Annotated in this window: 20 protein-coding genes, 1 tRNA gene and 2 pseudogenes; 10 read left to right on the top strand and 13 right to left on the bottom strand. The window is 67.5% G+C overall.

What is annotated here, in order from left to right:
* Nucleotides 1-95: 95 nt before the first annotated feature.
* From istA to AB0D18_RS18565, 4 genes and pseudogenes are all read left to right on the top strand, one after another.
* Entirely contained in the window at nt 96-1,514 is a 1,419-nt protein-coding gene (istA, locus tag AB0D18_RS18580; protein WP_362419469.1) for an IS21 family transposase, read from the top strand.
* Nucleotides 1,511-2,029: pseudogene (locus AB0D18_RS18575) on the top strand (ATP-binding protein); the annotation flags it as partial. The gene istA and the pseudogene AB0D18_RS18575, both read left to right, overlap by 4 nt.
* Before the next feature lie 604 nt (nt 2,030-2,633).
* Nucleotides 2,634-4,163, top strand: coding sequence for a group II intron reverse transcriptase/maturase (ltrA, locus tag AB0D18_RS18570; protein ID WP_362419128.1), 1,530 nt, complete (start codon nt 2,634-2,636; stop codon nt 4,161-4,163).
* A gap of 115 nt (nt 4,164-4,278) precedes the next feature.
* Nucleotides 4,279-4,524, top strand: a pseudogene (locus AB0D18_RS18565) (ATP-binding protein); the annotation flags it as partial.
* 151 nt (nt 4,525-4,675) lie between these two features.
* Here AB0D18_RS18565 and AB0D18_RS18560 read toward each other — a convergent pair.
* Nucleotides 4,676-4,930, bottom strand: a complete 255-nt coding sequence (locus tag AB0D18_RS18560) for a hypothetical protein (RefSeq protein WP_362419125.1) — start codon at nt 4,928-4,930, stop codon at nt 4,676-4,678.
* 276 nt (nt 4,931-5,206) lie between these two features.
* Here AB0D18_RS18560 and AB0D18_RS18555 point away from each other — a divergent pair, with 276 nt between their 5' ends.
* The 4 genes from AB0D18_RS18555 to AB0D18_RS18540 are packed head-to-tail and all read left to right on the top strand — an operon-like array spanning nt 5,207 to nt 12,062.
* On the top strand, nt 5,207-9,604 hold the full coding sequence (locus tag AB0D18_RS18555) for an amino acid adenylation domain-containing protein (RefSeq protein ID WP_362419466.1): 4,398 nt from the start codon (nt 5,207-5,209) through the stop codon (nt 9,602-9,604).
* Nucleotides 9,605-9,651: 47 nt separating this feature from the next.
* Nucleotides 9,652-10,608 carry a TauD/TfdA family dioxygenase gene (locus tag AB0D18_RS18550; protein ID WP_362419122.1) on the top strand — a complete coding sequence of 319 codons (957 nt, stop codon included), beginning with the start codon at nt 9,652-9,654 and terminating at the stop codon, nt 10,606-10,608.
* Nucleotides 10,592-11,875 (top strand): MFS transporter, encoded by a 1,284-nt coding sequence (locus tag AB0D18_RS18545; protein ID WP_362419119.1) that lies wholly within the window; start codon nt 10,592-10,594, stop codon nt 11,873-11,875. Before AB0D18_RS18550 ends, AB0D18_RS18545 begins: the two co-directional genes overlap by 17 nt.
* Entirely contained in the window at nt 11,853-12,062 is a 210-nt protein-coding gene (locus AB0D18_RS18540; RefSeq protein ID WP_362419116.1) for an MbtH family protein, read from the top strand. Before AB0D18_RS18545 ends, AB0D18_RS18540 begins: the two co-directional genes overlap by 23 nt.
* 157 nt (nt 12,063-12,219) lie before the next feature.
* Here the strand turns inward: AB0D18_RS18540 and AB0D18_RS18535 are convergent, their stop codons facing one another.
* Nucleotides 12,220-12,579, bottom strand: coding sequence for a hypothetical protein (locus AB0D18_RS18535; RefSeq protein ID WP_362419113.1), 360 nt, complete (start codon nt 12,577-12,579; stop codon nt 12,220-12,222).
* A 181-nt stretch (nt 12,580-12,760) separates the two neighbouring features.
* On the opposite strand from AB0D18_RS18535, the gene AB0D18_RS18530 reads away from it, so the two are divergent.
* Nucleotides 12,761-13,150, top strand: coding sequence for an HIT domain-containing protein (locus AB0D18_RS18530; protein ID WP_362419110.1), 390 nt, complete (start codon nt 12,761-12,763; stop codon nt 13,148-13,150).
* Here the strand turns inward: AB0D18_RS18530 and AB0D18_RS18525 are convergent.
* From AB0D18_RS18525 to AB0D18_RS18475, 11 genes are all read right to left on the bottom strand, one after another.
* Nucleotides 13,147-14,256: a UDP-N-acetylglucosamine--N-acetylmuramyl-(pentapeptide) pyrophosphoryl-undecaprenol N-acetylglucosamine transferase gene (locus AB0D18_RS18525; RefSeq protein WP_362419463.1), complete on the bottom strand. Its 1,110-nt coding sequence runs from the start codon at nt 14,254-14,256 to the stop codon at nt 13,147-13,149. The genes AB0D18_RS18530 and AB0D18_RS18525 overlap by 4 nt on opposite strands.
* 129 nt (nt 14,257-14,385) lie before the next feature.
* Nucleotides 14,386-14,460: transfer RNA gene (locus AB0D18_RS18520), tRNA-Thr, on the bottom strand.
* Between the two features lie 191 nt (nt 14,461-14,651).
* Entirely contained in the window at nt 14,652-16,301 is a 1,650-nt protein-coding gene (locus AB0D18_RS18515; RefSeq protein WP_362419107.1) for an aminoacyl--tRNA ligase-related protein, read from the bottom strand.
* Entirely contained in the window at nt 16,294-17,406 is a 1,113-nt protein-coding gene (locus tag AB0D18_RS18510; RefSeq protein ID WP_362419104.1) for a glycosyltransferase family 4 protein, read from the bottom strand. The genes AB0D18_RS18515 and AB0D18_RS18510 overlap by 8 nt, the downstream gene beginning before the upstream one ends.
* Nucleotides 17,403-18,131 carry a WbqC family protein gene (locus AB0D18_RS18505; protein ID WP_362419101.1) on the bottom strand — a complete coding sequence of 243 codons (729 nt, stop codon included), beginning with the start codon at nt 18,129-18,131 and terminating at the stop codon, nt 17,403-17,405. Before AB0D18_RS18505 ends, AB0D18_RS18510 begins: the two co-directional genes overlap by 4 nt.
* Entirely contained in the window at nt 18,128-18,850 is a 723-nt protein-coding gene (locus tag AB0D18_RS18500) for a PIG-L family deacetylase (RefSeq protein ID WP_362419098.1), read from the bottom strand. Before AB0D18_RS18500 ends, AB0D18_RS18505 begins: the two co-directional genes overlap by 4 nt.
* Before the next feature lie 3 nt (nt 18,851-18,853).
* Nucleotides 18,854-19,381 (bottom strand): dCTP deaminase, encoded by a 528-nt coding sequence (dcd, locus tag AB0D18_RS18495; RefSeq protein WP_362419095.1) that lies wholly within the window; start codon nt 19,379-19,381, stop codon nt 18,854-18,856.
* Nucleotides 19,378-19,923 carry a deoxycytidine deaminase gene (locus AB0D18_RS18490; RefSeq protein WP_362419092.1) on the bottom strand — a complete coding sequence of 182 codons (546 nt, stop codon included), beginning with the start codon at nt 19,921-19,923 and terminating at the stop codon, nt 19,378-19,380. Before AB0D18_RS18490 ends, dcd begins: the two co-directional genes overlap by 4 nt.
* Nucleotides 19,920-20,720, bottom strand: coding sequence for a TauD/TfdA family dioxygenase (locus AB0D18_RS18485; protein WP_362419089.1), 801 nt, complete (start codon nt 20,718-20,720; stop codon nt 19,920-19,922). Before AB0D18_RS18485 ends, AB0D18_RS18490 begins: the two co-directional genes overlap by 4 nt.
* The gene (locus AB0D18_RS18480; protein ID WP_362419086.1) at nt 20,720-21,910 is read right to left on the bottom strand and encodes a metallophosphoesterase; all 1,191 of its coding nucleotides are present in this window, start codon (nt 21,908-21,910) and stop codon (nt 20,720-20,722) included. The genes AB0D18_RS18485 and AB0D18_RS18480 overlap by 1 nt, the downstream gene beginning before the upstream one ends.
* A complete protein-coding gene (locus tag AB0D18_RS18475; RefSeq protein WP_362419083.1) occupies nt 21,910-22,581 on the bottom strand; it encodes an rRNA adenine N-6-methyltransferase family protein in 672 nt (223 codons plus the stop codon). The genes AB0D18_RS18480 and AB0D18_RS18475 overlap by 1 nt, the downstream gene beginning before the upstream one ends.
* Before the next feature lie 306 nt (nt 22,582-22,887).
* On the opposite strand from AB0D18_RS18475, the gene AB0D18_RS18470 reads away from it, so the two are divergent.
* A complete protein-coding gene (locus tag AB0D18_RS18470; RefSeq protein WP_362419080.1) occupies nt 22,888-24,324 on the top strand; it encodes a Twin-arginine translocation pathway signal in 1,437 nt (478 codons plus the stop codon).

Below are 24,324 nucleotides of genomic sequence, written 5' to 3'. Positions count from 1 at the left end.
TTCGTACGGATGAATAGGGACAGTTGTTGATGCGGTGAGGCGTGGTGCTCGGCACTCTGCTGCTTGTCGGTTTGGCAGCGGAGAGGGGGCTGGCGATGCTCTTGGACTCGGAGCGCTGGTTGGAACTACGGCGGTTTCGTGGGTTGTTGGAGTCCGGTGCGCTGAGCTTGTCCGAGATTGCCCGGGAGACGGGGCTGGACCGCAAGACGGTCCGCAAGTACCTGTCGTCGCCGGGCCCGGCGACGCCGCCGCGGCGGTCGCCCAACGGTCGGTCCCGGGCGAGGGTGATCGACGAGTTCGCGCCGCTGGTCGATGCGATGCTGCGGGCAGAGGTCCTGATGAAGGCCGCGGTCATCCACGAGCGGCTGGTCGCTGAGTACGGGTTCACCGGGAACTACCAGCGGGTCAAGCTCTACGTTCAGGAAGCCCGGCCCAGGGTTGCCGAGGATCTCGGCATCACGCCGAAGGAACTGGCGGGCCTGCACCGCCGGTTCGAGGTGATTCCCGGCGCCCAGGCGCAAGTTGACTGGGGTGATGAGGGCAGGGTCCTCGCGCACATGGGCGTCGGGAAGGTCTATTCCTTCCACATGACCCTCTCGTATTCCCGTGATCCGTTCTGCTGCTTCACCACGAGCCAGGATCTGGAGACCTTCTTCGACTGCCACCGGCGGGCGTTCGCGCACTTCGGCGGGGTGCCGATGACGATCGTCTACGACCGCACCAAGACGGTCGTGCGCCGTCACGTTGCCCCTGGCGAGGCGGTGCCGCTGCATCCAGAAGCGGTCGGGTTCGCCGGGCACTACGACTTCGACATCGACGTGCTGGCCGCCTACCGGCCCACCGGAAAAGGCCGCGTCGAACGCCAGGTGCTGATCGTCCGCGATCACGTTCTCTCCGGGCGGGCCTTCTCCTCGATCGAGGAGATGGATGCCGCGTTCACGGCCTGGGTGCCCAGGCGGCGGGCAAAGGTCCACACGACCCACCGTGAGGTGATCGGGCACCGGGCCGCTCGGGATCACGCAGCCCTCAAAACGCTGCCGCCGGCCCCCTATCTGGTGGCCGAACGGCACCTGCGGCCGGTCGGCAAGGACTGTCTGATCGCGTTCGGCGGCAACCTCTACTCGGTGCCCGCCCGCAAAGTCCGCCCCCGCCAGCTCGTCGAGATCCGGGCCACGAAATCCCAGGTCATGTTGCATGCCACGGTCCCCGACTCGTCCGGCGAGACACTGCTGGCCATGCACCCGAGGGCAGTCGGCCGCGGAGTTCGCGTGGTCGAGGAATCGCACTGGGACGGGCTGCCCACCGGCAAGGGCCGCCGGACAGCCACCGGCGAAGTTCCCGTCCAGCCGCGTCACCACCGTCCCCTGGACGAGGAAGCCGGACCCTTGCAGGCCCTGCTCAACCGGGCCGCTGCCACCCAGGTCGAGGTCGGCCGCCGGCCGTTGTCGGTCTATGACGAGCTGACCGGCACCCGCCCCTTCACCACCCACCGCACCCCGAAGGAATCGTCTTGAGCGAGCTGACCGGCAACCGCATCCGCACCACGGCCGCCAAGCTCGGCCTGCCCCATCTGGCAGAAACCATCAACGAGTTCACCCGCCGCGCGGACGAGGGAAAGCTCGGCTACCAGGATTTCCTCGACCTGGTCCTCTCCGAGGAGCTCGCCGTCCGGGACGACCGCCGCTTCCGCCAGGGCCTTCGGACCTCGCGGCTGCCGCACCACAAAACGCTGGACGAGTACGACTTCTCCTTCCAGCCGGACCTCGACCCGCGCAAGGTCAAAGACCTCGCCACCTTGTCCTTCGTCGAGGCCAAGGCCAACGCCGCCCTCCTCGGGCCGCCCGGAGTCGGCAAGACCCACATCGCGATCGCGCTGGCGGTCGCGGCCTGCCGTGCCGGCTACTCGATCTACTTCACCAGCCTCGACGACATGGTCCGCAACCTCAAAGCCGCCGAAGCGGCGGGACGGTTGACCAGCAAACTCGGCTCCTACCTGCGGCCGGGCGTCCTGGTGGTGGACGAGGTCGGCTGTGCGCCACGAGGCGCTGATGGATCTCGCGGGATGAGAGGCCCGCCGCCGGTCCTCGCAGGGACCGGTTGAAGCTGGAGGCAGGCTGAACCCCGGGTTGGGGGTGAGGCCGGAAAGCAGCCTCGACAACGTAGGGGCGGACCGACACCACCAGACGGTTCGTGCCCGCAAGCGAAGACGGAATGGGTGCAAGGAAACTGAACCAGTGGTTGACGTCCCGTGAGTCGTCAGCGGTCTGCCGAATCTGGTGGATGGACCGCTTTGCAGTGCTGGAGAATTCCGTAGCCGATGGAATCTCCTCTCCCGCCGCCTTTATCCCATGGGTTTCGGGAGGCCCGGACCAAGACTGCGATGTGCGGTCCGTGGCGATGCTGCCGGGGTATAGCTGGGCACCGAAGCCGTCACAGAGATCCTCAGTGAACGTGGGAAGCGATCTGGCATCGCCCTTCCCGTCCGGCAGCCGGCCGGGCGGCGGGCAGGCGCAATGCCCGCTGATGAAGTCAGATCGTGGCGGAGTCGCCGTAGTACTCGGAGTCCGGGAAAGCCGGTCACATGGGGAAGGGCGACAGCGTGATAGCAGTAAGGCTGCTGTCGGGGAGGAACGTTGTTGAATAACGACGCGCCGTCGGAAACAACCTGGCCGGGCAGTATGACGGCTGGGCGACGGGTACTCGATCATCAGATCAAGCTGCACCGATGGGCCAGGAGCGAACCGGAACGCCGGTTCGATGATGTATTCAACTTGATCTGCGACCGGGCCACTTTGGTAGTGGCTTGGGAGCGGGTGTCTGGCAACCGGGGTGCCAGGACAGCAGGTGTGGACGCGGTGACCCGTTTTCACATCGAAGAGCGTCATGGAGTGATTCCGTTCCTGGAGGAGCTTCGCTCCTCGCTCAAGGACGGGTCCTTCACTGCGCTTCCGGTCAAGCAGGCTGTGATTCCCAAGAAGAACGGCAAGGTCCGTTACTTGGGCATTCCCACCCTGCGGGACCGTGTTGCGCAGATGGCCCTCAAGCTGGTCCTGGAGCCGATTTTCGAGGCTGATTTCTACCCGTCCAGTTACGGGTATCGGCCTGGGCGTCGGGCTCAGGATGCCATCGCCGAAATTCACCGCTTCACCCGCAAGCCGTCGACCTACGACTGGGTTATCGAGGGCGACATCAAGGCTTGCTTCGACAACGTCGACCATCACGTTCTGATGGACCTGGTGGCCGAACGCGTCAAGGACCGCAAGGTTCTGCGGCTGGTCAGTGCGTTTCTGCGGACCGGAGTTGTCGAGTTGCATGGTGGATTCGCGGAGACCCTGACGGGCACTCCGCAAGGAGGAGTTGCCTCCCCGCTGTTGGCCAACGTCTATCTCTCTGTCCTGGACCGGCATTTCTCGCGGATCTGGAACACCGAGATGAGTCCCGGGTGGCAAAGGCAAGCCCGACGCCGCAAGGGACTGCCGAACTATCGCCTGGTGCGATACGCCGACGACTTCGTCGTGCTGGTGCACGGCACCAAGTCCGAGGCCGAAACGCTCAAGACGGATATCGGCGAAGTGCTGGCCCGCAGACTGAAGATGACACTCTCGGACGAAAAGACCCACATCACCCATATCGACGACGGCTTCGTCTTCCTGGGCTTCCACATCCAGCGGAGGCCCTGGTGCGACGGCCGTCGCGTCGTGCTCACCATTCCGTCCAAGCAGGCTTTGGCGTCGGTGATGCACAAGGTCAAGAAACTGACGGGGCGAAGTACCACGTCGCTCTCGTTGGAGGAGGTGCTGCGGTCGGTCAACCCGGTCCTTCGGGGCTGGGCTGCCTACTTCCGCTACGGCGCATCGAAGAGAACGTTCTCCTACCTCGGCTGGTACGCGTGGTGGAGACTGCTTCTCTGGATTCGCTACAAGCACCCCCACCTGACCTGGAAACAGCTGCGGCGCCGCTATTACGGGGCGGACCGCATTGCAGAGGGCGGGGTCGTCCTCTACAACCCGGCGAAGATGCGGGTCCAGCGATACACGTTTCGTGGAGCGCAGATCAGCACGCCGTACAACATCGACGAGGTCGATCCCGACGGAGCACGCTTCCGCCGGACAAACCACGACGATGTGGCCTTCGTCGGCCAGGTCAGCGAATACCTCGCCTGATCCATCGGATCACGTGGAGAGCCGGATGCTCGGCCAACGGGCACGTCCGGTTCGGCGGGCGGGGACGGGAAAACCGACACCGGAAACGGTGCACGGCGTCTCGTCCCCGACCCAACACATGGAACTCGACCGCCGCGGCGCAGAGTTGCTGTTCCAGGTGCTGACCGAGCGCGAGGAGAAGAACAGCGTCGCCATCGCCTCCAACGAGTCCTTCGGAGCCTGGACGAAGACTTTCACCGATCCCCGGCTCTGCGCGGCCATCGTCGACCGCCTCACTTTCGGCGGCAACATCATCGAGACTGGAACCGACTCCTACCGCCTGGCTCAGAGCCGGGCGCGGGCCGAACAGACAGCCAGCTGACGAACACACCTGGGGCTTCCTCGACAGGTGCCGCGTTTGTCGGCCGCAGGAGTGGGTCAAGGTGGAGCGCCCGGAGGTGAAGCCGAGGACGAACGACCTTGACCCGTGACGAAGGACGACCATCATCACGGCGCTGAGGAAGCCCGCTCTGCTACCAGCCCATGTTCTTGGCCACCTCTGCCTGGGCTGCGGCGATCTCCTCCTCAGTGGACTCCGTAATGTCGACATCACAGGCCCACTCGAACCGCGACAGCAGGTCGGTGAGCGCCTGTTTCTGAGCAGGATGCGTGATCGGCACCGTGTTCAGGTCCGTACTCATCAGCCAGTCGAACAGCACGACCGCATCCGCACGCCATAGACGGACATTGACGGTCGGCACGGATTCCCACGAGTCATTGGCATTCATAAGGGCATCGTGCCAGGTCAGCGGCACACGAATCGCCGCAGCCCAAGACGCACGCCACCCTCTCACCCATCGGCGACCCAGCCTCGTCATCGCTAGCCTTCATCGGCGTTGATCAAGTTCGCCGAGTCCGGACACCTTCGACAGGGCACCGATGACCTCGAAGTGGTGCTAAAACTCATCGGCATTCCACCGGCCGACGACGCTCAGCTGGTGCTCAACCCCATCGACACTTGGTGCCGTCTCTCATCGCCATAGCCACGGGTCGAACTCGGCGAGATCGAGACCACCTTGGCACGGCACGCCGGCGTCGCCCGCGCGGCAGTACTGGCGCGGGCAGACGGCACCGGCGTCAAGCAACTAGTGGGTTACGTACAACCGGCCCCAGGCCTGCATCTGGACCCAGCCGACCTGCGGGCGTTCATGGCTAGTGCCGTGCCGGCCTACATGGTCCCGGCGGAGATCATGGTTCTTGACCAGTTCTCCCTGACACGCAACGGGAAGCTCGACCGTGCGGCGCTGCCCGCGCCTGAGTCCACCGTAGATACGGGACGGCGGCCGCGAAACCCGCGTGAGGAGATCCTATGCGGCCTGTTCGCCGGATTGCTGGGTCGTGACGACGTCAGCATCGATGACGACTTCTTCGCCCTGGGCGGGCATTCCCTGCTCGCCACGCGGTTGATCAGCCGAGTGCGCTCCGCGCTCGGTGTGGAACTGACGATCCGCAGCCTCTTCGAGACGCCGACCGTCGCCGGTCTGGCGCGGCAGCTGGAGGACATCGACCGCCCGGTGCTTCGGGCACGGGACTTGCCGGACCGCGTGCCGTTGTCCTTCGCACAGCAACGCCTGTGGTTCCTGGCCGAGTTCGAAGGACCCAGCGCGAGCTACAACATCCCCATCGTGGTACGGCTTTCCGGCGAACTGGACGTTCAGGCGTTGCGTAGCGCCTTGGCTGACGTTGTCGAGCGGCACGAATCCCTGCGGACTACCTTCCCGGCCGCGGATGGTGTGGCGGGACAGCGCCTTGTCGACGTGGACACGGCGATGGCGCAGTGGGCCGAGGTGACGTGCAAGCCCGATGAACTGCCGGACGCGTTGTCACAGGCGGCGAAGTACACGTTCGACTTGGCCAACGAGGTTCCCCTGCGGACGCGGCTGTTCACCGTGGCGCCGCACGAGCACGTGCTGCTGGTGCTCATGCACCACATCGCGGGCGACGAGTGGTCGTTCGGCGTGCTGTGGCGTGACCTCGCGAAGGCCTACACCGCACGGCTTTCCGGGCTCGAACCCGAGTGGGTGCCGCTGCCGGTTCGCTACGCGGACCACGCCATCTGGCAGCGGGAGATGCTGGACGGCAACGCCGAACCGCTGCGGTACTGGCAATCGGCCCTGGCCGGACTGCCCGATCAGCTCGAACTGCCTACCGACCGGCGACGACCCGCGGTGGCCTCCGGCCGCGGCGACAACGTCGCCTTCCACATCCCACCGGACCTGCACAAACGACTGGCAGACCTGGCGCTGGAGGCGCATTCCACGCTGTTCATGGTGGTGCAGGCAGGCTGGGCGGCACTGCTGACACGACTGGGTGCGGGCACCGACGTCCCTATTGGCACACCGGTTTCCGGCCGCACCGAGCACGCGGTCGAAGACGTGGTCGGCTTCTTCGTCAACACCCTTGTGCTGCGGACCGACACGTCGATGGACCCGACGTTCCGTGAGCTGATCGACCGCGTCCGGGACACCGATCTCGCCGCGTTCGCCAACCAGGACGTGCCCTTCGAGCGTGTCGTCGAGCTGCTCAACCCGGTGCGTTCGACGTCAAGGCATCCGCTGTTCCAGGTGATGCTGTCGTTCCATACCGACGACCTCGACACCCCGCGGTTCCCCGGACTTGAGGTCACTTACGAGGATATGGAGACCGGCGACGCCAAGTTCGATCTGCTGCTGGACCTGGCTGAACAGCGGTCGGCGGCCGGTGCGCCCGAGGGCATCCAGGGCATACTCGAGTACGCCGTCGACCTGTTCGACGAGTCGACCGCCGCGCTGATGGCACAGCGGCTGGTGCAACTGTTCGAGGAGGTCGTGGTCGATCCGGACCGGGCGATCGGTGAGGCGTCGATCCTCGTACCGGACGAGGAACGCAAGTTGCTCACCGAATGGAGCGGCGGCGACGGCAAGCGAGCCCGCTCGACGTTCCCGGACATGGTTGCTGAGCAGGTCCAACGGACTTCTGACGCGGTCGCTGTCGTGGCGCCTGACCAGGAGCTGACCTACGCCGAACTGGACGCGTGGTCCGATCGTCTCGCGCAGCGGCTCGTCGAGGCCGGTGCCGGGCCGGAGCGGTTGATCGCGGTGCTGCTTCCGCGTAGTGCGGCACTGATCGCGGGGATTCTCGCGGTGATGAAGACCGGCGCCGCGTTCCTGCCGATCGATCCTCATTTGCCCGCTGAGCGAATCGAGTTCATGCTGGGTTGTGCGCTCGCGGTGTTGACGACACCCGAGCTGGCTGACTCCGTCGAACTGCCTGTGGTTCTCGTCGGCGACGAGTCCGAGACACCCTTTGAGCCGAGGACAGGCCTTCCCGGTGCGGCAGCGGCGTATGTCGTCTACACGTCTGGATCCACTGGCAGGCCCAAGGGTGTGGTGGGGTCGCATGACGCCCTCGCCGACTTCGTGGTCCAGTTCCGTGACACGCTGGCGTTGACGCCAGCCGACCGGGTTCTGGCGATCACTACAGCCTCGTTCGATATGTCCTTTGTGGAATTGCTCAGTCCGTTGGCCGACGGCGCCACGGTTGTCCTCGCAGACCGTGAGACGGTCGTGGACCCGTATGAACTCGCCGGTTTGTTGCGCAGCATGAATGCCACTGTGCTGCAGGCGACACCGACCCTGCTGCAGTCAGTGGTCGCCGAGGCGCCAGAGGAGTTGGCGGGCGTACGGGTCTTCGTAGGCGCCGAACCGTTGTCGGCCGATCTCGCCGCCGGCCTGCGCGTGCACGCGCGGTCGGTGACCAACCTCTATGGCCCGACCGAGACGGTGGTGTGGACGACCTCGGCTGCCATCTCGCCGGACAACGCCGAACGGCCGCCGATCGGACGTCCTTTGCCTGGCGTTCAAGCCTTTGTGCTCGACGCCCGGCTTCGTCCCGTTCCGGTTGGCGTACCCGGCGAGTTGTACCTGTCGCGAGTGGCATTGGCACGGGGATACGCGGGCCGTCCCGACCTCACCGCCGAACGATTCGTGGCGAACCCCTTTGGTGTCAACGGTGCACGGATGTACCGAACCGGCGATCTGGTTCGCTGGACCGCTACCGGCGACCTGGAGTACATCGGCCGTGCCGACACCCAGGTCAAGATCCGTGGGTTCCGCGTGGAACTCGAGGAGATCGAGCAGGTGCTGACCGCGCTGCCGGACGTGCGCAAGGTGACCGTGCTGCTGCGGGAGGATCGCCCAAGGGACAAGCGGTTGGTGGCCTACTACACCACGGACGGCCCCGTGCAGGTTGACGCGCTGCGGGACGCGGCGCTGCGGAATCTGCCGGGCTACATGGTGCCGTCCGCGTTCGTGCACCTCGCTGTGTTTCCCATGACGCCCAACGGAAAGCTCAACCGCGCGGCACTTCCCGAAGCGGAGATCACCAGCGGCGGGGGCCGGGGGCCACGGTCGGTCCGCGAGGAAGTACTGTGCGGGTTGTTCGCCGAGGTGCTCGGGGTCCACAAGGTCGGGATCGACGACGGGTTCTTCGAACTCGGCGGGCATTCCTTGCTCGCGACGAAGTTGCTGAGCCGGATCCGGGCGACGCTTGGCAGTCGCGTCTCAGTTCGGGACCTGTTCGTCACACCGACCGTGGCCGGGCTGGCCGCTGGACTGGACTCCGCCGTCGTGCGGACGTTCGATCCCCTCCTCACACTGCGGTCGAGCGGGCAACGAAACCCGTTGTTCTGCGTGCCACCCGCGAACGGAATGAGCTGGTGTTACTCGACGCTTGTCCGGTTCCTGCCCAAGGACCTGCCGATCTACGGCCTGCAAGCCGCGGGACTCGGCTCATCGGACACACTGCCCGGCAGCATCGACGAGATCGCCGACGACTACCTGGCACGGATCAGGGAAATCCAGCCGACCGGGCCGTACACGCTACTGGGGTGGTCATTCGGCGGCAACGTTGCCTACGAGATCGCCGCACGGCTGCGACAAGCAGGCCACCAGGTCGACCGGGTGATCTTGCTCGATTCGTTCCCGGGCAAGAGCGCCGCTGATCGTCCAGAGTGGACGCAGCGGGACCACCTCGAGGTGGCGTGTGACGGGATCGGCGCGTTCGACGCCGAACCTGGTGACGGCCCGCTGCCGATGTCGCGCGTGCGGGAACTGCTGCAGGAGCACGGAAGTGTGCTCGCTGAGCTCGATGTGGCCGAGCTGGCGTCGGTCGTCCGGGTGACGGAGAACAACGTACGGCTGCTTGAAATGTCCACTCCGACAGTGTTCGACGGTGACGTGCATTTCGTCGAGGCGACCGGGGACGAGAAACCCGATGGACGCTTCGCCGACCGGTGGGAGCCCTATGTCGGTGGCCGCGTGGTGACGGCCGAAGTCACCGCCCGGCACCTGGAGATGCTGGGGCAGCGGTCGGTCGCGGAACTGGGACCGCTGGTGGCGCGGCTGCTGGCGGTGACCGAATGAATGGAGGCGATGTGGCGGTTCAGAGATCCGCTGGGGAGATCGTATCGATGCCCGTGTGCAAGCTCGGCGGTGAGGATGCGTCCAGCATCGCCGCGTCCGCGCACGGGTTGATGCGGGTCGAACAGGGCCTTGTCGACCACCCGGGCTGGGTGGCCGCGGCTCGCACGCAATGGGAGGACCTGCCCGGCGGCATCCGCCGGAGTATCCGGGATTTCCGCCGTGACTCCGGCCGCAGCGGTGCGCTGGTGGTGCGTGGGATGCCCATCGAGTCGTCGACGCTGGCCGCGACTCCCCAGGTCGAGGGCTCGGTGCAACGGCATGCCACGCTGGCCGCGGCCGGGCTGCTGCTCGTCGCATGCGGCTTGGGGGAGCCCGGTGCATTCCAAGCGGAGAAATCCGGTGCACTGGTGCAGGACGTCGTACCTGTTCGTGGCCATGAGGAATTTCAGGGCAATGCCGGTTCCACGACGCTGACCTTCCACAGCGAGAACGCGTTTCATGAGCATCGGCCTGACTACGTGCTGTTGCTGTGCCTGCGTTCGGACCACGAAGCCATAGCGGGACTGCGGTTGTCGTGCATCCGCACGATCTTGCCGCAGCTGTCCAGCCGGACCAGGGACGCCTTGTTCCGTGCCGAGTTCGCCACAAATGCCCCACCGTCGTTCGGTGCAACGGAAGCCGGCGCTCCCGAACATGCTGTGCTCACAGGCGCGCCCGACGATCCCGATTTCCGGGTGGATTTCGCCGCGACCCAAGGACTGTCGGCCGATGCCGCGCAGGCACTGGCCGAGTTGAGCGACGCTGTCGGCGAAGCCGCGCACACCCTGGTGCTCTCACCGGGCGACTTGGCGATTGTGGACAATCGCGTGACAGTGCACGGCAGAACCGCGTTCCGGCCGCGATACGACGGCAGGGACCGATGGCTGCAGCGGTCGTTCTCGTTCATCGACATCCGCCGGTCCCGAGACCACCGGCCCAGCGACGGGTATGTACTTGTTAAATAAGACAGCACCGGCCAAGCCCAAGACCCGGCTTGGCCGGACGTTCCACAAGCTGTTGGCAGCGACCGCGATCTCCACCCTCGGTGACGGCATGTACCTGGCGGCGTTGCCGTTGCTCGCCGTATACGTCACCGACAGTCCGCTGGTACTGGGATTCGTCGTTGCCGCGGGGGAGATCCCGTGGTTGGTGTTCGGCCTGCACGCGGGTGCGCTGATGGACCGGTGGGACCGGCGCAAGGTGATGTGGTGGGTGGACGCCGCACGATGTGTTGTCGTAGGCGTGTTGTGCGTGCTCGTCCTCACCTCGGAGGTGACCGCGCTCTCGATCGTGCTGACGGCGTTCCTCCTCGGCTGCGGCCAGGTGTTCTTCGATGTCGCGGCCCAGTCGGTGATCCCGGACGTGGTGTCGCGGGACGAACGGACGCTGACGGTCGCCAACGGCCGCATGTCCGCGGCGCAGACCAACGGCGAGGACTTCGTCGGGCCACCGCTCGGTTCGGCGCTGTTCAGCATCGCCCAGGTGCTCCCGTTCCTGGGCAACGCGGTCTCCTTCGCGGTCAGTTCCGTACTGGTCAGCCGGTTGAAGGACGGAATCCCGCCGCGGAAACCGGGAAAGCCGGAAACGACGCTGCGCGCCGAGATCGGCGAGGGCCTGCGGTGGATGATGCGCAACCGGATCCTGCGCGTCCTGGCCATCACGGCCTGCTTCGGCAATATGGTCTTCGCCGCCAAGGCGGCCATGCTAGTCCTGCTCGCCAAGGAAGTATTCGGCCTGACCGACCTCGGGTACGGATTGCTGCTGACCGCGGCGGCGGTGGGTGCGTTCGGCGGCAGCGCCATCGCGCCTTTCCTGACCGGCAAACTGGGACCAGGCAGGGTCCGGTGCTTCGGCGCGATAGCCGAAGGCCTGGCGATCCTCGCCATGGGACTGACTCGTGATCCGTGGGTCGCGGGTGCCCTGATGGTCGTCACGGGTGGCCTGATGGCCATCCAGAACATCGTCGCGGGCACACTGCGGCAATGCATCACGCCGGCCAGGCTGTTCAGCCGGGTCCTGTCGTCCGGCAGGCTCATCGCCTACTCCGGCGCGCCCGTCGGCGCGTTGCTCGGCAGCGTGATCGCGAGTTCCCTCGGGGTACAGGCCCTGTACATCATCGGCGGCGCCTTCCTGGCGGTCGTCGGTCTGTTGTCCCTTCCGGCACTGGGCACCCGCGCAGTCGCCGAACTGACCAAGAGTGAGGTGGCGGATGACGAACCCGTTCGAGCATGAGGATGGCACGTACCTGGTGCTGGTCAACGACGAGGGGCAGCACTCGTTGTGGCCCGAGTTCGCACCGGTCCCCGCGGGGTGGGCGACCGCGCACGGACCTGCCGCACGTTCGGAGTGCCTCGCGTACGTCGAACAGAACTGGACGGACATGCGGCCGAAATCCCTGATCACCCAGATGGACGGGTGAACCTCCGGCCGCTCACTGTCGCATGTGTAAGCGTGGGTGGCTGACCATTGAGTTGGAGGTGGCATCCGCCAGTGCGACCGCACTTGACTGCCGAGATGGTCATCGACGGGCTCCTGCCGTCGGCGCTGGCGGTGTCCCCGGATGGTCGATGGGTGGTCTACGTCCTCACCGCCATGGGGCAGGTCGGCGACCACCCGTCGAGCTGGCTGTGGCTCACCTCCGTTGCTGTCGCGATGAGTACGGAGATCGGCTGTGTGGTGGCTAACAGGCCCAACGCCCCCGATGCCCCGGAGACTATCTGGGATGCCACCAGCACAAGCACCGTCCTGCGGTCGACCGCCCAGGCCAGCGCCATCGTGCGGCGAATCAGGGACGGGAGGCGGCGGACCATGCTGTGGCCGGTCAGGAGATCGGCGAGTTCCAGGCTGTCGCCGCCGGGGTGATCGAACGCCAGCGTCTCCTCTGCGGGAGGGGAAGAATCGGCCTCGGCGGAGTCGTCCTGCTTGTGCACGGTCACGAGGTCTCCCGTATGTATGGAAGGTGGAGTGGCTCACGAGGTGGAGGCGTTCTGTTGAGCCTGAGCGCACGTGGATTTGCGTGCGGGGCTGCACACTGAGAGAGCCAAGATTTACGTCGCTGAAGTGACGCGCTGTAGCCTGGCGGATACACCGGTACTCGGACTGTGAAAGTGACGTGCTGTGACCACTGTTGCTGGGGCGACGACCGTTTCGGACTTCTACTGCCACCAGGCCCTTGCCGGGCTGGTGCCGATCGACGTGGTGGAGGAGACGGAGAACGTTCTCGCCTTCCGTCACACGAGGCCGGCGTACCCGGTGCACATCGTCGTCATCCCCAAGACCCACATCCCGTCCCTGACTGATCTCGGGAACGGCGGAGCGGGGCTGCTCGCCGAGGTGGTGGAGACGGTGCGGAAGGTCGCGCAGAAGGTGGAGGAGGAGTACGGGGCCTGCTCGGTGACCACCAATCTGGGGCTGTACCAGGAATCGAAGCACATGCACTGGCACGTCACCTACCGCGGTGAGTCCGAGGACGAGATCGTCGCGATGTACGGGCACCACGACGTCTAACGGCGCCGCGAAGGCCGCGCTGGTTTGGCGGTGGCGATGGTCTCCCGGGCGATCAGGCGGGCGGCGCGGTGGACGTTCTGCGGATCGGGCTGCTGGCCCGGGGCGCGGGCCTTGCCCGCTGCCAAGCGTCGGCAGGCATCGGCCAGGACGGCTCCTCCTTCGAGGCGGTGGTCGTCAGGGACGACGATGCAGCGGCCCGGAAAGCGCTGCGCGTAGGCGGCGGCGTTGTCGAGCTGGTCGCCGCGGCTGACCGAGGCGGGCAGGGGGATGAGTACGGCTTGCTTGCCGAGGGCTTCCAGTTCGGCGAGGGTCGTCGCTCCGGCGCGGCCGAGTACGAGGTCGGCGAGCCAGAGGGCATCGGACATGCCCTCGTGGAGGTACTCCAACTGCCAGTACCCCGGGATGTCGCTGAGCGAGGGCACCAGCTTGCCCTTGCCTCGCACATGCACGACGGCGAATTCCGCTGTCAGGGAGGCGAGTTGCCGGTCGACCGCTTCGTTGATCCGGTCGGAACCGCTTGAGCCGCAGAAGATCAGAAGCACGGGCAGCCCGTGGGGGATGCCGAGACTGTGGCGGAAGCGCTCCGCGTTGCCGGTGGCGAGGTCGTGCCGCAGCGGCAGTCCCGTCACGGTGGACTTGCGGGCGAGCCAACGCGGCGTGCCGACGGGGGCACTGACTGACAGGCAGACGCGGGCAGCCAGCCGGGCGACGATTCTGTGGGCGAGTCCGAGGGAGTGATCTGACTCGTGGATCACGGTCGGAACCCCGCAGAGCCACGCGGCGAGGCCCACGGGAACCGAGACGTAACTCCCTTTGGAGAACAGGACGTCGGGGCGCTCGCGGCGCATCGCGCGTACGGCGGTGGTGACACCGCGCGCCACGGTCAGCGGCATCAGCAGGTTGCTCCAGGAACGGTATCGCTTCAGTCCCGCCGAGGGGACCGGGGAAAAACGCATTCCTGCCTTCTCCGCGTATTCCTGCTCAATGCTGGATACGCGCCCGAAGAACACGACCTCGCCCCCGTGTTCCCGCGTGAGTTGTTCGGCAACAGCGAGAGCAGGTACAACGTGCCCGGCGCTGCCGCCGCCGGTGATTCCAATTTTCATCTGCATCGCATTCGAAGTAGGTAAGGCGATAAACGTTCCTGGCGGATGTTTGCCGTGGATTCGATCTTTGGTGCGCGGACTGCAGGTGTCGGGCAGTGGACCCGTAATGGACCCCTTGTCAGCGGTTATTGGTCGGGCCGGCTGGATTCGAACCAGCTCCTCGGCAACACTTATGCCGTGCTCCTGCCTTTGAGCTACGACCCGTTGGCAATGTGAACTCTAGGTTCCCTCCTGAGATCAGGGCAATACCCATGGCGGCGTCGGAATTCTTTCCGGACAATCCGCTTCTGTTGATTCTTCGAGCCTCTTCGATCTGTTTATTTGCATGCCGAATACGGCGCCGAAGTGATGTAACTTCGGCGCCGAATTGGACCGTATCTGTCTGCGTGCGGGGTCTAGTTCGTGCTCCAGGTGTCCGGGATGTGGACGAGAGGCATTCGCCGCGTGCGGGAGGTCGCACGGTCGATGAGCTCGATGTCGTCGTCGTGCTGCGGAGAGAGGACCAGGGAGCGGGGGAGACCGAGGAGAGCGGCGTAGCGGAACTTCTCGCCGCTGGGTTCGGGCCGGTCGTCGACGAACAGGCGGGCGCCGCGTGCCCGGAGCTGGTGCACCGTACGGTCGGTGCGTTCGCGCATGCCGGGCAGGTCGGGGCGCAGGACGGTGAGGTGCAGGTCGGCGGGTGCCGCCTGGGGGACCCAGCGGAGGCCGAGGGTGTCGCGGTGGAGTTCGGCGAGGGTCTGCAGGCACCGGGTGATCCCGATGCCGGAACAGGCCATGTGCGGGGTGCGGGAGCGGCCCTGCTGGTCGGTGAAGTTCAGGCCCATGGGGGCGGCGTACTGCGTGCCGAGTTCGAACACGTGCGCGACTTCCACGCACCGCACCTCGTGGAACCGCCCCTGCGTGCAGCGCCCGCACGTCATGCCCGGTGCGGCCTGGCTCAGGTCGCTGCTGGTGGGAGAGAGCGCGGGCAGCCCCGTTGCCCCTGACCAGGAGACGCCTGTGCGCAGCCCGGCGGCGCCGTCGGAGACGGAGAACTTCTCCAGGGAGGCCACCGAGTGGTCGAAGTAGAGGGGCGTGCCGGTGCAGTCCCACGGGGTGAGGGTGCCGGCGTGTTTTCCGAAGAGGGCCGGAAGGTGTTCCGCGTCGAGGAGTTCCACGTGTACCGCGCCGCTGGCTGCGGCGAGTTTGCGGGGGCTGACGTGGAGGTCGGAACGGATCGCCACCGCTGCGGGGGTACTGGTGCCGTCGACGGTGGTGAGGGTGAAGGCGATGACGTTGACGACGGGATCGGAGGCGAATGGAGGCAGTGCGGTGAGGAGGGCGGCGTCGCCGCGGTGGCCGCAGTAGTCACAGGCGAGGAGGGTGCTCTGCCCGATGTCGCCGAGTACGAGGTGCTCGGTGGAGGGGCCTGCCGAGATGCTGCCGCCGTCGGCGGGCGCCTGGAACACGCCGGTCAGGCCCATCGCGCACAGGGCCGCGCGGCAGGCGTCGTTGAGCAGACCGGTCGAGGTGCGCATGTCCTCGGGGCTGGTGTCGAAGGTGTAGGCGTCGGCCATGGTGAACTCACGCCCGCGCATCATTCCGCCCCGCGGGGCGAGCTCGTCCCGGAACTTGGACGTGCTCAAAAAGAGCCGGACCGGCAGATCGCGGTACGAGCGCAGGTGTTCTCGTACGGTGGCGACCGCTATCTCCTCGGAAGTCGGAGCGAGGCACAGCTCTTCCCCGCTGTGGCTGCGGGTGGTCAGCAGCGCCCCTTCGGCCTGGTAAGTCGCCCACCGGCCCGACTGCTCCCACAAGGTGCGGCTCTGCAGGGTCGGGAAGCCGACGCTGTTCAGGCCGCGTTCTTCGAAGGCCGTGCGGGCGATCCGGGCAAGGCGGTCGTGGACGCGCAGTCCGAGCGGCAGCAGGGTGTGGACGCCGGTGGCGTCCGTCTTGCCGACGAAGCCGAGGGACTCCAGCAGGTCCATGGTCGACGCCGAGGGGTCGGCCGCACGGCGTCGGACCGGTGGCCACAGGCGGCTTGCGTACAGGGGTGTGTCAGTCACGGCCGGCCCTCCCCATGGCCTTCGTCGACAGGTCCCGCAGGCGTGCGGCCGTGGTGTGGAGGTCGTGCTGGCGGGCGCTGGCTGCTGCCCCCTCGCTGAGGGTGCGGCGCAGGGCCGGATCGTTCGCGAGCTGGTCGAGGCACGCAGCCAGGGATGCTGCGTCCCCGGGCGTGTAGGGCAGTGCCCCGGTTCCCAGGGTGTGACGCAGTCCGGGCAAGTCGCCGTAGACGACGAGCAGACCGTGGGCCTGGGCCTCGACGGCGACCAGGCCGAATGCTTCGAGTTGCTTGGTGGTGGACAGCAGCGCGTCGAAGTCGGCGAAGCGCTCCCACAGGTCCTCGCGCGGGAGGAACGGCTCGAAGCGGAGCCGCTCGGCCAGGCCGAGTTCGTCTGCGCGTGCCCGCAGGGCGCGCAGTTCGGGGCCGCTGCCGATGATGGTCAGGTGGTGTTCGCGGGCGGTGAGGGCCATCGCATCGATGGCGGTGATCGTGCTCTTGTTGGCGTCCAGCCGCCCGGCGTGCAGCAGGCGCAGACGGTGGTCGGCCGTGGGGCGTGCGGTGGGAGAGGCGGGCAGCGGGATGCCCCAGGGGACGATGGTCAGCCGGTCGGCGAACTGGTGCTGCGTGAGGGCGTTGATCTGGTCGGCGAGGGCGGTGTTCGGCACCGCCACCGCGGTGCTGGCGTCCATGATCTCGACCATGGTCCGGAGGGCCTGCAGGTTCTCGGCGGCAGCGATCACGTCGGTGCCGTGGGCGATGGAGACGAGCGGGATGCTCCCCGCGCTGCGGGCGAGGGCGAGGGCGAGCCCGAAGCCCAGGTGCTGGGCGTGGAGAAGATCGGGCGACAGGGAGCGCACCAGCGCCCCGACCTCGGCGGTCAACTCGTCGGCGTACCGGTCGAAGTGGGGCCCGTAGGGCTGTTTCCCGGCTGTGAGCGCGGCCGTTGCTTCGAAGCCGTGCTGCCACGCTCCCGAACCGGGCAGCGACAGAAACGTGGTGTGTAGGTCAGGGGCAAGCTGCTGGTAGACGTCGCTGCACCAGATGGTCGAGCCACAGGATGGCTCCAGGGGTAGGTCGATGCCGGTGAGCAGGCGAGGTCGGTTCATTGGGGCCCTCCGGTGGCGGTGCGGTAGGCGGTGTAGCCGGAGCGGAGCATGGCGGCCAGTCCGGCCCAGCCCAGCGCGCAGGCGGCGTCCACGACGGACAGACCGGGGACAAAGCCCTGCTGGGGCCACGCCTGGGCGTAGTGGGGATGGCGGTCGGCGAACTCGTTCCATGCCACGGCTATCTGCTGCTGAGCCAGCGCGCCGGTGTCGAGGTAGCGACGGGTGCCGGATCCGGCCCACAGCTCCTTCTCCTGGGCGTGCGCACAGATGCGTGCGATCCACTCGCTCTTGCCGTCGGCAGCCTGGATGCGCAGCTGCGAGGTCAGTACCAGGTGGGCACGGGAACCGAGCGCGGTGGCGATCTGCGTGACGAGCCCGATGTTGAGGTCGGCGAGCCACCGGGTGTTCTGCACCAGCGGTGGTGCGATGACCTGCAAGACCTCCTCGGCGTACGGACTGCGGCCGTACGCCGTCCGCAGTGATTTCAGCGTCTGCTGCGGACGGAACACCTCGGCGATCCGTACGTCGCGGATCAGCTGGCCGGAGTTGCGGACCACGGGCACGGTCACCCAGGCCACCCCGTTGGGGGTCTTGATCCGGTTGCGGTTCTGCCAGCCGCGCTCGGAGTACGCGACGTCGTCGTACAGCGCGACGGTGCTGCACGCCACGAGCGCTTCGCAGAACCCCAACCACGGCAGGAACGGGGGCTGTTCGATGTAGATCACTCCTGCTCCTCTCCCGCAAGCGGGTGCAGCAAGGTGAGGAGTGGGGTCTCGAACGCCTCGTACCGGCGGCCCGCCGCGGTGTCGGCCGGCCGCAGCCGCCATCCCGCCGCAGCGGCCCGGTCACGGGTGTAGGACTCGCCGAGGTACCAGCGCGCACCCTGGCTGGCGTGCTGTGCCAGCGCTTTGATCTTGTCGTCGAGGAAGCCGGTGATGTCGACCAGGACGGTCGGGGCGAACCCGGACCGTGGGGCGTGCGGTTCGCCGTACAGCACGGTGTGGCAGGACGGCAGGCGGGTGGCCGCGTTCGTCGCGGCGGCGGCGAGCGCACGGTGGTCCTGGTGGTCGTTGGCCGCTCGCGGACTGTGGGTGATCAGCACGGTGCATCCCACCCGGACGAGCGCTCCCTCGACGTGCGGGATCAGTTCAGGCTCGGCGCTCAACGCACCGTCGGCCAGCCCCAGAGAGGCCACTTCGACCCCGGTGCTGGCCCACGCTCCTTCCACCTCATGGACGCGCTCCTTCGGGGCGAGGCGTATCCCGCGCTCGGCGTCCGCGAGGGAGATGCCGCGTGCACCGTCGGTTGCCATCAGCACCGTGACCGTGGCTCCCCGTTTCCGGTAGCGGCGCAGGGTGCCATACGCGAGGAGTTCGGCGTCGTCCGGGTGCGCCACCACGGCGACGACCCGTTCATGGCGTTGGCTCCGTTGTACTGCGGGCATGGTTCAGGACCGCCCTTCGAAGTCGCGGTAGGACTGCGAGGGCATGGCCCGGTCGGCAGCCTGGTACTTGCCGTCGTAGAGGACGACGTCTCCCTGGACGCGCCAGAAGGTGACCTGGCCGATCAGCATGCCCGGGTAGATCCGCACCGGCTGCACGGCGTGCAGCTGCAGGGTCAGGAGGCCGTGCGAGCCGATGTCGATCAGGTCGGCGGTCACGTGGGTGAACACGCCAAGCCGGGCAGTGGAGGACCGGGCCCGCATGATCGGGACGAAGTGGTCGCTGCCGATGCGTTCGCGGGTGGCGGCCAGGTAGATCTTGTCGGGGAACAGGACGATGCCGTCGGCGGGGATCGTGTGGTGCTCGAAAGGGTTCTCGCGGGCGCAGTCGAGGACTTCTTCGGTATACCAGCCGATGGAGTCGCCCAGGTGGAAGTCGTAGCTGTTGGGGCTCAACAGGGCCGCATCGAACGGCTCGATGTCGATGTGCCCGCTCTTGACCTGGGCATGGATTTCGGGGCCGGTGAGAATCATGCTGCGGCCTCTTCCTGGTGACGGCTTCCGGACAGGGCGCGGGGGGACCAGGGAGAGGGAACGCTGAGCGTGCCGTAGTGGCCGTCGTAGGGCATGGCGGCGCCCGCCGTGTCCCAGAAGGACACCTGCCCGACCCGCATCCCCGGATAGACGACGAGGGGCTGGACCACGACGATCTCCAGCGTCCACTGGTGCACGGCGCCGAGCTGGCCGAGGTCAGCGGAGATCTGCAGAAAGCATCCGAGCCGGCTCAGGGACGAACGGCCGATCAGGCTGGTGACGTAGCGGTCGCTGCCGATCCGCTCGACGGTGGAGCCGAGATAGACCGTGCGCGGCTTCAGGAGGTATCCCTGGTCGGTGAGCGCGATCGTCTCCAGCCGGGCCTCCGCCCGGGGGTCGGCCGGAGTGTCCAGCGCTACCTTCAGCTCGTTGCCGAGGCGGTAGTTGTAGCTGTTGGGGTTCACCAGGCCCGCGTCGAACGGGTCGATGGTGAGGTCGCCCCGGGAAACCGCCTGGGCAATGGCCGGTCCGGTCAGGATCACCGCGTACCCCCGACATAGGTCTGCTTCAGCAGACGGCGTTGCGCGACCGGGACATCGGCCTGGCCGCTGCCCAGGGGCATCCGCCCGTGGGCGTATCGGAACTGGTCGAAGACGAGCAGCTGTCCCGGGCACAGCCGCACGGTGCTACGGAGTTCGTGGGCCGCGTCGACGAGGTGGCTGAACGCCTCGCAGACGCGTGGCACCAGCTCGTCGGCTTCGACAGGCAGGAGGGTGCCGTGGCGGAGGTGGGGGAGCATCTTGCTGGTGAACCGGATCGGCGCGTCTTCGCCTTCGGGAAGAACGGGGAACCGGATCAGGCTCTCGCCGACTCCGTGGACTCCCTCATCGGCCCAGTAGGAGAACAGCGACTGCTCCAGCAGGTTCCGGTCGGGACGGGACAGCCTGGCGGAGGCTGCCCGCAGGTCGGACAGTGCGGATGCGCCGCCCCCTCGGGGGTCGTCCCGCACGCAGTACAGGGCGATATAGCGCGGCGGAAGCGCCCGGTCGACCAGGTCGACGTGCAGCTGGTTTTCGCCGGTGCCGTGGGTGCGTCCCGGGTCCACGCCGGTGCGTACCTCAAGGTCGCTCCAGCACCCGTCCGCGGGGTAGACGCTCAGGACGGGGCCCAGCGCCGACAACAGACCCAGGCTGAGTTCGAGGTTGCGATCGTGATGCTCGGGGGCGAAGGAGACCAGAGCGGCCCCGGCTCCGTCGTGGACGAGGCGGGAGGCGAACTCCCGTGGGGAGGTGGGTCCGTGCACCATGTCGTGGCCGTCGAGGTGCAGTAAGTCGTGCATCAGGACTCCCTTACGAGGTCAGTGAGGACGTCGCGCAGCGAGCGCGAGGGGGAAAGCGGGCGGACCGGCAGATCCAGCCGGTCCGCGAGGTAGGCGGTCGTGGCCAGTGAGGGCTGCGTACGGCTTGTGGGCCGCCGGCTGAGTACGGGGTGTTCGCCGAGTTGGCGAGCCTGCTCTGCCAGTGCTTCCGCGGCCTGTCCGCCGTCGACCAGGACGAGGAGGGTGTCGAAGGGAACGCAGTCGAGGAGGGCCTGGCGCGTGACCTTGCGGGGCAGACCGCTGCGCAAGGCCCACAGGCTGATCAGGAAAGCGTCGGCCCCGCTCGCCTCCCGGGCCTTCGCCGCGAGGAGCCGTACGACGTCGTCGCGCGCCGGCATCGGGGAGGCAAGCTCCCCGATGGGCTCCTTCCCCCACCGCTCGTACGCGGCCAGGGTTTCGCCCAGGCCGTCTTCCTTGAACGCACCGGCCTCGGGCGAGGACGGGGTCGGGGTCGGCTCGATGCCGAATTGCGGGGGCCCCACGGCGCTGAAGTCGATCCGCAGGAGCCCTTCGCCGGTCTCGGGCGCCTTGACGACGTGCCGTCCCTGGGAGGACCAGTGGTACCAGGGGCTGTGGCAGTGTCCGGACAGGACCAGCGGCAGCGGCCACCCCGCCTCCTGGTGGGCGACGTCGGACGCGAACCCGGTGTGGCTGACACCCAGCACGACGTCGGCACCGTCACGCACGAGCCGGTCCCGCTCGCCCGCGATCAGCTCTGCTGTCGGGTCGACGAAGGCGAATCCAGCCCGTTCCCCGGACGGAACGGCATCGTAAGCCTGTCGGCCCAGGTAGCCGATGATGCCGATGCGCACGTTCTGCCGCTGCCACATCATGCTGCTCGACCAGCTCCCAGCGAAGGCAGCGGGAGGTCGAAGATTCGCGCAGACCACCGGCGGAAAGCGCTCCGGCTCGCGTAGCCGCAGCAGATCGGCGAAGTCGTGATTGCCCGGCACTACGGCGTCGTACGACCCGGACAGGAGCTTTTCCTCCACACCCCCCTGGGAAAATTCGTGGAACGCGTTGCCGCCGAAGAAGTCACCGGCATCAATGACCAGCGCACCCTTGGCACGGTGTTCCCGTATGGCGGCCAACAGAGTGCGCCCGGTGGGCACCGTCGAATGGAAGTCGTTCGTCACCACGAGCGTCGGCATCAGAACCTGCCGACCGTCACGACACGCAGCGGCTCGGACGCCTTGGGCCAGAACTCGGCGCGCGAAATGCCGTCGACTTCGCTCAGTCGCAGGCCGCCCGTACCGGTGCCGCCGGCGTCGAAGTAATCCAGGGTGCGCCCCGGTACGACCACGAGCCCGCGCTCGACCTTGGCGGTCGCGGAGAACACGTGCAGCAACAACGTTGCGGACAATTCCCAGTCGAACGGCAGGATCGACAGGAGGACAGAACCCGGCTCCAGACCGTCGGCGAGCGACACCTTCCGGATGTCCGTCATGGCGATCCGCGCACGCGGCCCGAACCGGTGCAGGGACTGCTGGAGGATGGCGCCGAGCCGGACATCCTTCTCCACGGCCCAGATCCGGCAGCCCGATTCGGCGACCGTTGCCGAGAGCGTGCCCAGTCCGGCACCGATCTCCACGACCTGGGCGTCCGGCGGGAGTTCGGCGCTCTCCACGAGATGTCGAGCGGCCCGCTGCGAGCGCAGGAAGTGCTGCCCGAGTTCGGGGCGGGTCGCGAAGCCGCTCTGTGCGAGGGCGTCAGCGGCAACCAGATTCGCTGGCGCGGAGCCGAGGAGGGGGCTCGCCTTCTGTGCAAGGAGCGGCTCGGGGCACGCCGACGCGGGCATGGCGTAGTGAGGGGAGGGGGGCACAGAAACTCCTGTCGTGCGAAGGACAACGGAATCCGGCTGAGACGGAGGTCGGCGCTGCCCTGCAAGAGCCGCAGAGTGGCAGGCCGACGGACGCAGCCGAAGGAGACGAGGCAGGTGGGAGCGGGGCCGTGCAGGGGGGGCGGGATCCGAGCACAGCGTCGTGCCCGGACCAGGCGATGTCATTGCGGACCTCGCGGGCCCGCATTGCGGGTCACCCGCAATGCCCTGGGCCGGTGGCGCTCTGCCCCCGGCGCACCCATTCCGATACCGTGGCCCACACCAGGAGTGACTGCGGAAGGTGCGCCGGTGATCACAGTCGGTATCAGTCCTTCGCGCCGGGCCTACATCCGCAAAGTCGCCTCCGGGATCAGTGAGCAGGGCAGAGCATGCGGGCAGACCACCCAGGAAACCGCCCAGGCCATCGGCGACCGGCTGCCTGAGATCCACCCGCTGGAGGCGTGGCGACTGGCGCTCGGCTGGCCGCGCTCGCGCACGGTCGACCGGGTCGGCGCGTGGTACCGCACCCGCGGCCTGCGCCCGCCGGGCATGTCGGAGTCGATGCTCTGCCGATGGGAGCACCATCCAGGTGAGCGGCCGAACTCCGACTACGCAGTGGCGCTGTGCAGTGTCTACCGGGCCCGGCCGGACCAACTCGGCTTGGCCCGGCCCCCGCAGACCGTGCGGGACCTGCACGGCGATCGATACAGTGCTTCCGGCCCCCAAGCGTGCGTACCGCCCGCGCAGGAAAACATGGTGACAATGACGACCTCCGCCGGCCTTCCCGCCGTCCGCGACTCCCTGCATCTGGCACTGCTGGCCGACCCGACCGGGAGCCCCACCGTCGTCGAACTCGCCGACGCAGCAGTGGAGTTCTACAACCTCGGCTACAGCAAGCATCCGCCTCACCTGCTCTTCGCCGAAGTCCACGAAGCGCGGAAGCTCTTGACTATCGCCCTGTCCGGAACACCGGCAGGCGGCTCGGTCGGCACCGACCTCCGGCGCGGCATCGGCTGGCTTTCCGCCCTCCTCGGCAACCTTGCCCACCACTTGGGCGACACCCCGGGCGCGCGGGCACACCTGGCAACGGCGTTCACCTATGGGGACCGTGTGGGAGACGCCCGGCTCGCGGCCTGGGCCTGCGGGGCACAAGCGATGGTCGCGCGGGCCTCCGGCCAGCACACAGCAGCACTCGCGCACGCCGAACGCGGCCTCACCTACGCCCCCGCCGGCCTCCCCCGCGCCCAGCTCCACAGCTGGGCACGCCTCGCCACCCTCGCGGAACTCCGCCGAGAAACCGAAGCCGACACCGCCCTGGCAGACGCCAGCAGAGAACTGGAAGCCGACGCGACCGGATGGGCGCCAGGGCGCGTCGGGTACGACGCCGCCGAGCACAGCCTTCACGCAGCGGAAGCCCACCGCGTGCTGGGCCGCACCGACCGCGCGGCTGCCTTCGCCGAGGAATCCCTGGCGGCAGCCGTCCACGGCACACCCGGCTGGGCCGCCGCCTCGTTGCTGACGGCACAGATCGAGGCCCCCAACGAGCCCTCCGACGCGGCACAACGCGCCCTTGCCGTACTGGACTGCGCGCCCGCCGCACGGCTGCGCTCCACCTCCCGAACCCGGCTTACCGCCCTCACCCAGACGCTCGGCCGGACCGAGGCGGCCGGAGTCGCCGACCTGCGCGAGCGTGTGCGCAGCCTGCCGCCGGCCATCGATGCCCACGGCACTGCAGTGTCGGCCTAA

This window comes from Streptomyces sp. NPDC048442 (assembly GCF_040651475.1).
Classification (GTDB): domain Bacteria; phylum Actinomycetota; class Actinomycetes; order Streptomycetales; family Streptomycetaceae; genus Streptomyces.
Note: the sequence above shows the minus strand (reverse complement) of the source record. Positions and strands in the feature narration are given on the sequence as shown.